General features: G+C 69.7%; 5 protein-coding genes. 4 read left to right on the forward strand and 1 reads right to left on the reverse strand.

Annotation, left to right across the window (positions count from 1 at the left end; all coding sequences use genetic code 11):
• Nucleotides 1–11 precede the first annotated feature (11 nt).
• Nucleotides 12–1,340: a class I SAM-dependent RNA methyltransferase gene (locus tag OG309_RS28405; protein WP_329425003.1), complete on the forward strand. Its 1,329-nt coding sequence runs from the start codon at nucleotides 12–14 to the stop codon at nucleotides 1,338–1,340.
• 705 nt (nucleotides 1,341–2,045) lie between these two features.
• Here the strand turns inward: OG309_RS28405 and OG309_RS28410 are convergent.
• The gene (locus OG309_RS28410) at nucleotides 2,046–4,241 is read right to left on the reverse strand and encodes a DEAD/DEAH box helicase (RefSeq protein ID WP_329425004.1); all 2,196 of its coding nucleotides are present in this window, start codon (nucleotides 4,239–4,241) and stop codon (nucleotides 2,046–2,048) included.
• Nucleotides 4,242–4,335: 94 nt separating this feature from the next.
• Between OG309_RS28410 and OG309_RS28415 the strand changes: the two genes are divergently transcribed.
• The 3 genes from OG309_RS28415 to OG309_RS28425 all read left to right on the forward strand — a co-directional run bounded on the left by OG309_RS28415 (nucleotide 4,336) and on the right by OG309_RS28425 (nucleotide 8,791).
• Nucleotides 4,336–6,960, forward strand: coding sequence for a GmrSD restriction endonuclease domain-containing protein (locus OG309_RS28415; protein ID WP_329425007.1), 2,625 nt, complete (start codon nucleotides 4,336–4,338; stop codon nucleotides 6,958–6,960).
• 194 nt (nucleotides 6,961–7,154) lie between these two features.
• A complete protein-coding gene (locus tag OG309_RS28420; protein WP_329425010.1) occupies nucleotides 7,155–7,613 on the forward strand; it encodes a DUF4365 domain-containing protein in 459 nt (152 codons plus the stop codon).
• Complete coding sequence (locus tag OG309_RS28425) at nucleotides 7,610–8,791, forward strand: hypothetical protein (protein ID WP_329425014.1); 1,182 nt, start codon at nucleotides 7,610–7,612, stop codon at nucleotides 8,789–8,791. Before OG309_RS28420 ends, OG309_RS28425 begins: the two co-directional genes overlap by 4 nt.
• Nucleotides 8,792–8,818 lie beyond the last annotated feature (27 nt).

An 8,818-nucleotide genomic window follows, 5' to 3' on the forward strand; every position in this document is an offset into this window, starting at 1 on the left:
GTCCCCCCGTCATGCAGAACGTGCCTGTTGCTTCGCTCGTCGGGGAAGAGTACGAGGTCGAGGTCGGCCCGGTCGCCCACGGCGGCCACTGCATCGCCCGTACGGAGGCCGGCCGGGTCCTCTTCGTCCGCCACGCCCTGCCGGGCGAGCGGGTCCGCGCCCGGGTCACCGAGGGCGAGGAGACCTCCCGCTTCCTGCGCGCCGACGCGGTCGAGATCCTGGACGCGTCCAAGGACCGCATCGAGGCCCCCTGCCCCTTCGCCGGCCCCGGCAAGTGCGGCGGCTGCGACTGGCAGCACGCCAAGCCGGGCGCCCAGCGCCGCCTCAAGGGCGAGGTCATCGCCGAGCAGCTGCAGCGGCTCGCGGGCCTCACGCCCGAGGAGGCCGGCTGGGACGGCACGGTCCTCCCCGCCGAGGGCGACAAGCTGCCCGCCGGCGAGGTCCCGAAGTGGCGCACCCGCGTCCAGTACGCGATCGACGCCGAGGGCCACGCGGGCCTGCGCAAGCACCGCTCGCACGAGGTCGAGGTCGTCGACCACTGCATGATCGCCGCCGAGGGCGTCTCCGAGCTCGGCATCGAGAAGCGCACCTGGGAGGGCATGGCCTCCGTCGAGGCCATCGCCGCGTCCGGCTCCCACGACCGCCAGGTCGTCCTGACCCCGCGCCCCGGCGCCCGCCTCCCGCTCGTCGAGCTCGACAAGCCGGTCTCCGTCCTCCGCGTCGAGGAGAAGGACGGCGGCGTCCACCGCGTCCACGGCCGCGCCTTCGTCCGCGAGCGCGCCGACGACCGCACCTACCGCGTCGGCAACGGTGGCTTCTGGCAGGTCCACCCGAAGGCCGCCCAGACCCTCATGCTCGCCGTCATGCAGGGCCTGACTCCCCGCAAGGGCGACACCGCCCTCGACCTCTACTGCGGCGTCGGCCTCTTCGCCGGCGCGATCGCCGACCGCGTCGGCGACCAGGGCGCCGTCCTCGGCATCGAGTCGGGCAAGCGCGCCGTGGAGGACGCCCGCCACAACCTGGCCGGCTTCCCGCGCGTCCGCATCGAGCAGGGCAAGGTCGAGTCGGTCCTCCCGCGCACCGGCATCACCGAGGTCGACCTCATCGTCCTGGACCCGCCCCGCGCGGGCGCCGGCAAGCAGACGGTCAAGCACCTCGCAGGCCTCGGCGCCCGCCGCATCGCCTACGTCGCCTGCGACCCGGCGGCCCTGGCGCGCGACCTCGGGTACTTCCGGGAGGGCGGGTACCGGGTGCGGACGCTTCGGGCGTTCGATCTGTTTCCGATGACGCACCATGTGGAGTGCGTGGCGATTCTTGAGCCTGCTGAAAAGGGCCGCTGACCTGCCGTTTCTCCGGGTATGCGTTATGGGTGTTACGTGCGTTGGGTCCGAAATCGTGACGCCTATTCGACGCACGAACGGCACATTGCCTGATGGGTCGTCATGCGTGGTTTGAGGCTGCTGGACGGGAGACCACCTACCTGAAGGCGAACACCGCGATGGGGTGATGAGGTCGGCTGCCGCGCGGTTGACCTGACCCGCCCCTTCGCTTCTCGGCCGTGCCGTTCCGTGATATGTCGACGCAAGGTCCGGAGTCGGGGTCGAGGTAGGTGATAGCTGGGTCAGGACCTCAGTACACGGCATGGAGCAGTATAGAGTTCGTCCTGCGCCTCGGCGGGCGTGGAAGGTCGACGGGCACGTGCGACCGCTGGTACGACGAGGAGGGCAACCTCGGCAACCATCTGGTCGCTCTCAGCCCGACCGTGATCGCCTAGGAGGCGACAACCCTCCCGCAAGGCGAAGCCTAACGAGTGGGTACACGCAGTGGCCGGGTCCTCGACGACAAGGACATCGATGCTGCCTGGCAGGCGACTGGCGAGTGTGGCGCCCACGATGGGCGGCGGCTCACCTTCGCCGACGAGTCCCGCCTCGGCGACGCCGGCCGTCACCGTCTGCCTCCGGCCCTGGCTGGCTGCGACGGGCATGGCCCGTGAAGCAGGGCCGACAGGCCGTTCCGACGTCGCTCTGTCTTGAAGGCCGACGAGCTCAGGTGGTGACCCGCTCGGGGAGGAAGGGGCTCGGGATGCCGTGCCAGGAGACACGCAAGGCGTCCCTCGCCCGCGTGCAGGCGACGAACAGCAGACTCAGTTCGCCCATGAGATCCTCACGGTGCTGCTGGGGGTCGACCTCCTCCGGGGTGAGGGCGCTGTTCATCGGCACGACCGTGTCGCTCACCCCGGCGACGGCCACGCAGCGGAATTCGAGCCCCTTCATGCGGTGCATGGTCCCGATCCGGACCCCATCGCCGACCGCCGCCGACGCCCCCAGGACGAGCGAGGGAACCCCCGCCTGTTCCAAGGCCTGGGCGATCTCCTTGCCCAGCTGGACGTACCGCACGGCGACACCGATCTCGTGCGGCGCGACCCCCGTCCCGATCCACTCGGAGATCCAGGTGACCAAACCCGTGATCTCCTCCGGCTTGGTGGCTGAGCCTCCGAGTTCCGGCCTGGCGCCTCGGTACGCGGACCGGTAGCCGACGAGTGAGTCCTGCCCGCCGTCCATGTCATCCACGCTCGCGTCCGCGAGGAGCCGGGTCGACCAGGTCAGGATCTCCTTCGTCGTGCGGTAGTTGATACGCAGGCGGGTCGACCGGCCGGCGACCGAGATGCCGAGGCCGCGCAGGGACACCCTGTTCCCGTAGATCCGTTGGTGGGTGTCGCCCGCGATGAAGAGGTCATCCGGCCCCGGGGCGACCAGAGCGCGCAGCATGCGCCACTGAGCAGGGTGGAGATCCTGCGCCTCGTCGATCACCACATGGCGGAAGCGACGGTCCCCGCCTCGGTCCTGAAGGATGCGTGCGGCCTCCGCGCACACCTGGAGGAAGGTCCACTCGCCGGCCCGGCGCAGCTCCTGGGTGAACGCTTCGACGGCGCGCCATACCTGGGCCCGCTTGAGCGGGCTGAGCGCGGTTCCACGCCCGGAGCGGGAAGCCTTCAGGTAGGTCTCCGGCGACCGGAGGTCCTGGGCCAGGATGACGTGCCGCCATTCCTGGTCGAGGAAGTTGTCGGTGAAATCGATCTCCAGCCGCTGGGCCGCCCGACTCCAGCGGGTGAGGATCTCCTTCTGCGCGGCCACCAGCGCCAGCGGAGCGCCGCGGTCCTCCCGGACGATCTGGTTGGCCAGGGCGTCCACGTTGACGACCCAGATCTTCGCCCGCAGTGCAGGCTCGGGGATCAGCAGTTCGAGGTTGCTGCGCAGGTCGGCCGCGAGGTCGCGGGTGAAGGTGGTCAGGAGGATCGACTCGTCGGGTGCGTCCGCCGGGAGCTCTTGGGCGAGGTGCAGGGCGCGGTGCAGCGCGACCACGGTCTTCCCGGTGCCGGGCCCGCCGGTGACGCGTGCCGGACCCGTGTACGAGGAACGATAGGCGAGCTTGCGCTGGCTGGGATGGAGGAAGATCCGCCAGGCGTCGAAGGGCCGGGACAGGATGTCCGTCAACTCGTCAGGGCCGGAGACGAGCGCGATCCGCCCCTGGGACCGCGCCATCGCCGCGGAGAACTCGTCCTGCTCGACCGGGGACGCGGACGGCTCGATCCGTGGCTCCCGAACTTCTCGCGGGGGCGCGGAGCGCTGCTCCAGCTGTACGGCGACGACCTCGCGCCACACGTCCTCCGGCGTCATGCCCGCCGCAAGCCCGGCCAGCACGTCGTACTGCTGCTCGGGAAGGACCTTGTGCAGGGCGTCGAGGTGCGCCTCGGTGCCGAGATGCCGGACCAGGGGAAGCAGGTCGGCGTCGATGCCCAGCCTGACCAGGTCCTTGTCGGCGACCCCTCGGAACAGCCGCTCGGTGCCGTCGGTGGCACCGGACCGGTCGCCCGGAAGGGCGTCGATGCCGGCCGTCGCGCGTTCCAGAGCGACGTCGTCACGCAACTCGATGCCGTGCGTGGCCGAGTTGACGGTCGCCCGGTGCTTGACCGCCCAGGCGATGGCGTCGTCGTGAGGCATGACCTTGAGGAGGAGGAAGCTGTCCCCCACCTCCGGAGCCAGCACCACGCCGCGCATGAACTGGTTGATGCGGATGGTCCGGATGCGAGGGTCGCGGGACTTCTCCAGCTTCTCCAGGTGCAGGCCCGCGTGCCGGTGCTCCCGGAACTTGTCGAAGACCTCATGCACACGTTTCTGGACAGGCTTCTCCAGCTTGGCGAATTCCAGGAGGAAGTCCTTGTGGATTCCCAGTGTCGCCATGGTGCGCCCCCGGTCGTACGGTCGTCGATTCCGCTGATCACCGTACCCGGGTACGGCACAATGGCGGGCCGACGGGGCAATAGTCGGGGAGGGGATGGGCGTGCACGCGCAGGAGACGACGTTCAGCAAACTGGTTCACGGCGAGACGCAGTTCCAGGTCCCGCTGTATCAGCGCACCTACACCTGGCAGCGTGACGAGCTGCGGCAGTTGTGGGACGACGTGCTGGAGCTCGTCGAGGACAAGCTGGAGGGCAGGGAGCCGGCTGCTCACTTCCTCGGGTCGGTGGTGCTCGCGCCGGAGCGGGTCGCGGCGGGCGGGATGCAGCGCTGGCTCGTCGTGGACGGCCAGCAGCGGCTGACCACGCTGATGCTCGCCTTCACCGCCCTGCGGGATCACCACCGCGCTCGCGGACGGGAGAAGAAGGCCGCCCGCATCCACGACCTCATCCTGGTCAACGGCTACCAGGACGGGAACGACCACTACCGCCTCCTGCCGACGCAGGCCGACCGTGAGGCGTTCGTCGCCTGTGTGGAGTCGCTCCCCACGGCCGGCGGCGCGGGCAACATCGGGGGCGCCTACCGGTTCTTCCTGGCCGCTCTGACCGAGGGTGAGGAGCGCGCCGACGAGCAGTGGACCGGCGCCGTGGAGTCCGTACTCAGGGACTTCCTCTCCATCGTGTCGATCACCGCCGCCGAGGGCGACAACGTGTACCGGATCTTCGAGTCCATCAACAACACGGGTGTCGGCCTCAGTCAGAGCGATCTGCTGCGCAACTACCTTTTCATGTGCCTTCCCAAGCGTGGCGAGACCGTCTACCGCACCTTGTGGCTCCCCATGCAGGAGCTGCTCGGCCCGGCCAGGCTGGAGCTCCTCGTCTGGCTCGACCTGGTCGTCGACGGTGACAACCGGGCCAAGCAAAGCGAGATCTACCGAGACCAGAAGAGGCGTCTCGAACCGATCAGTTCGAACGAGGACGCACTGGAAGCGGAGGTCTCGCGGCTGTATGTGCGGGCCGGTCGCCTCATGCGGATCGTCGATCCGTCGAGGGAGAGTGACCCCGGTCTGCGCGAGGTCCTGGAGAGGCTCGCCCGCTGGGGCGGCCAGACCCACTATCCGCTCGCGCTCCAGCTGCTCGACCGGCTGGACGAGGGGGACTGCGACCCCAAGGAAGCGAGCGCCGCTCTCGCGTATGCCGAGAGCTACATGGTGCGTCGTCTGTTCGCAGGCAACTCCACCACGGGCAACAACCGCACCTTCATGGAACTGCCCAAGGAGGTGGAGAAGGAGCTGGAGAACGGGCGTTCGCTCGCGGACGCGGTACGACGCGCTCTGTCCGCCAAGACGGGGACGCGAGTCTGGCCCTCCGACGTGGTGACGCGGGAGTCGATCCGCAGCCGCCCCTTCTACAAGTCGGGGCGTTCGCACCAGCGCTTCGAGATCCTTCGCCGCTTCGAGGAGAGCTACGCCGCCAGCGAGCCCGTCGACTACGGCAAGGCGAAGCTCACCGTGGAGCACGTGCTGCCGCAGCACCCCGCCCAGCAGTGGTTCGATCTCCTCGCGGAGGAGGCCGGAGAGACCGAGAGCCCGGAGGAGCTGCACACCCAGCTAGTGCACACCCTCGGCAACCTCACGCTCTCCGGCGACAACACCCGCCTCTCCAACCACCCCTTCCACCGCAAGCAGCAGATCCTCGACTCCAGCGCCTTGCGCATGAACCAGCACATCGCGGCCAAGGAGCGCTGGGGGAGGGCGGAGATCCTCGCGCGCGCAGAGGAGATGAGCGACAGGGCAGTGGAGCTGTGGCCCGGGCCCATCGACGGGGTGGTCCACGCCGACGCCGAGTGGGCCGGCTGGGGAGAGCTGCGCCGGGCACTGCTGAGCATGCCGGCCGGTACGTGGACGACGTACGGTGACCTCGCCGCCCTCATCGGCACTCATGCCGTCGCGGTCGGCAGCCACATCAGCACCCGTCCCGCGCTGCACGGGGCCTATCGCGTGCTGATGGCCGACGGCAAGATCTCGCCCGGTTTCCGCTGGCCCGAGGGGATGGAAGGCACGCCCGATCCGCAGAGCGTTCTGGAGTCCGAGGGCGTTCCGTTCGACGAGTGGGGTCGTGCTCGCCGGGCCCATCGACTCACGGCGGGGGACCTGGCCGCTCTGGTGGGCAAAGACGACTTCGAGGACGAGACACCGGTTCGAACCGCCGAGGAGGCAGGAGACTCCGGGGGCATTGCTGACGGGGAGCCTGCGGCGGCGCGATTCGAGATGCTGTTGCGCGACAACCAGACGCCCGGCACGGCGGAGGGAGTGCTCGCCACCCTGCGGTTCTGGGAGGAGCAGGGCGGCTCCCTCGACTACGGGAAGAAGAGCGAGACCAGCTGCTTCCCGATGCTGTCCCTGGACGGTGCGCGCGCCCGATCGCTCTGGCCGCTGGCCCTGTATCCGGTGACGGGCACCGCCGAGGTGGTCTTCCAGCACCTGAAGCGCAGGCCGCCCTTCGACGATGAGGTGCTGCGGCGCGACCTAATGGCGCGACTGAACCGGGTGGACGGCATCGTGCTCGCGGAAGCGAAGCTGGACCTGCGCCCCTCGTTCCCGCTGGAGGTCTTCGCCGACCAGGGTGAGGCGCTGCGCGGCGTCCTGGAGTGGTTCGTCCACACGGTCGCGCTCGCGGAGGCGCGCCGGCCTGTCGACGACGCTCCCGTGAGTCCCGCGTGAACCTGTCCGACGCGACCTGACACAGTTGAGGGCCCTGGCCGGATCTGCCCTTAACGGAAGATCACTGCTCGGTTACTCTGCCGGGCAGTGATCGGTGTCACTCCGGGGCGTGGGCGCGTGGCGGGTGGCCTGCGACCGGAGCGCGGGGGCTGATGGAGCACAACAACCACCAGGGGTGGTACGGGGAGACCTTCGTGGCCGCCATCGCCGCCGCGGCGGGATTCCAGGTGGCCGTGCCCTATCCGGACATCGGCAAGGACATGATCCTCGGGCGGGATCACGAGGATCCCGAGCTCGACGTCCAGATCGCCCTTCAGGTGAAGACCCGGAGGATCGGCGACCTCGACGTCACCGACGGCCTCAAGATCACCCTGACGATCGACCAGTTCAAGCGGTTGCGCGGCCGACGGCAGGTGCCGTGCTATCTGGTGGTCGTCCTGGTGCCGCAGGATCCCGTCGCCTACATCCGTGTGAGCGAGCGCGAGTTGATCCTCTGGCATTCCGCGTACTGGGTCTCGCTGGAGGACCGTCCGCTCCCGATTCAGCAGGGTCAGAAGAGTGTCACCGTCACTGTCCCGAGGGAGAATCTGCTCACGGTCGACGCGCTGCACGAGTTCTTCCACAGGGCGTGCGAGGAGGTGCCCGCACCATGACGGCAGTAGGGGTGCCCGAGCATGAACTGGCGCGGCTGCGGCCGCGCGATGTGGAGCGTTATCTGTACCAGAGGGGCTGGCGCCCGGGCGGCCGTGTCCGCTACAGCGCCCGCTGGGAGCGGGAGTGGGACGGCCGACCGCGCCGCGTACTGCTTCCCCTGGACCGCGAGCTCGCCGACTACGCGGACCGCATGGCCGATCTGATCGGCGCGCTCGCCGAGCTGGAGGGACGGCCCCCGGCCGCCGTCCACCAGGACCTGACCCTGTCCGGCCTCGACGTGCAGTACATCCGCACCATGCCGCGCACACCGTCGGGCACCATCCCGGTGCAGGCGGCGGTGCTCGCGGTCACGAGTGCGCGGGACCTGCTGATGGCGGCCGCTTGCGACACCGTCCTGGACGGACCGTGTCTGGTCCATCCGCGGCGCAAGCCCCAGCGGGCCAAGGACTTCGTCGACAGTGCCCGATTCGGCCCGTCGGCGCCGGGAAGCTACGTCTTCCAGGTCCAGGTGCCCCTGCCGGAAGCGACGGCGTCGCAGGGACACCTCTTCGAGGACGAGCCCGAGTGGGACATGGCGCCGGAGCCGTTCGCCCGCAAGGTCTCGCGCCGGATGTACGGGGCGGTGGCGGCCGCGCGCTGGGCAGCGGGGCTCGCGGACAGCCGAGACGACTCCGCCCCGTTCGTGGCGGGCGCCCGCGTCGGCATCTCGGCGGACCTCTGCGAGGCCCTCGCCGGCATGGGCGGTCACGATGGGCGGGACTCTCCGACGCTCCACGGCTTCTCCCTGTCGTTCGCCTGGTCCCCGGCCTGGCCGGCTCCCGCCGACACCCACCCCGTGTCGTTCTCCCCGAGGGACGTCCAGATCCTGCGTGAGGGCGCGCAGGACCTCCGCCGCCAGGAGCCCGAGCGCGGCGTGACGATCGTGGGCCGGACCACGAAGCTCAAGCGCGCCGCCGACATCGGTCCCGGCGATGTGACCGTCGTGGCCCGGTTGATGAGGGAGAACGGCGACCTCGTCGGTCAGGAACGGCAGATTCACATCCACCTCACGGAAGCTGCGTACGACCGCGCCACCGACGCCCACCGGGACCGGCGGGACCTTCGGATCGAGGGCGACCTGACACGGCGCGGCAACTATCACGAGCTGACTCGGATCACCGGGTTCGACGTGCTGTGACAACACCGGTACGCCCGGTGTCCGGCC

Source organism: Streptomyces sp. NBC_01268 (assembly GCF_036240795.1).
Lineage (GTDB): Bacteria > Actinomycetota > Actinomycetes > Streptomycetales > Streptomycetaceae > Streptomyces.

Bases quoted from the DNA above. Each gene is read 5' to 3' on its own strand.
- OG309_RS28425 (WP_329425014.1), top strand. From the start codon at position 7,610: ATGACGGCAGTAGGGGTGCCCGAGCATGAACTGGCGCGGCTGCGGCCG.
- OG309_RS28415 (WP_329425007.1), top strand. From the start codon at position 4,336: ATGGGCGTGCACGCGCAGGAGACGACGTTCAGCAAACTGGTTCACGGC.
- OG309_RS28405 (WP_329425003.1), top strand. From the start codon at position 12: ATGCAGAACGTGCCTGTTGCTTCGCTCGTCGGGGAAGAGTACGAGGTC.
- OG309_RS28410 (WP_329425004.1), bottom strand. From the start codon at position 4,241: ATGGCGACACTGGGAATCCACAAGGACTTCCTCCTGGAATTCGCCAAG.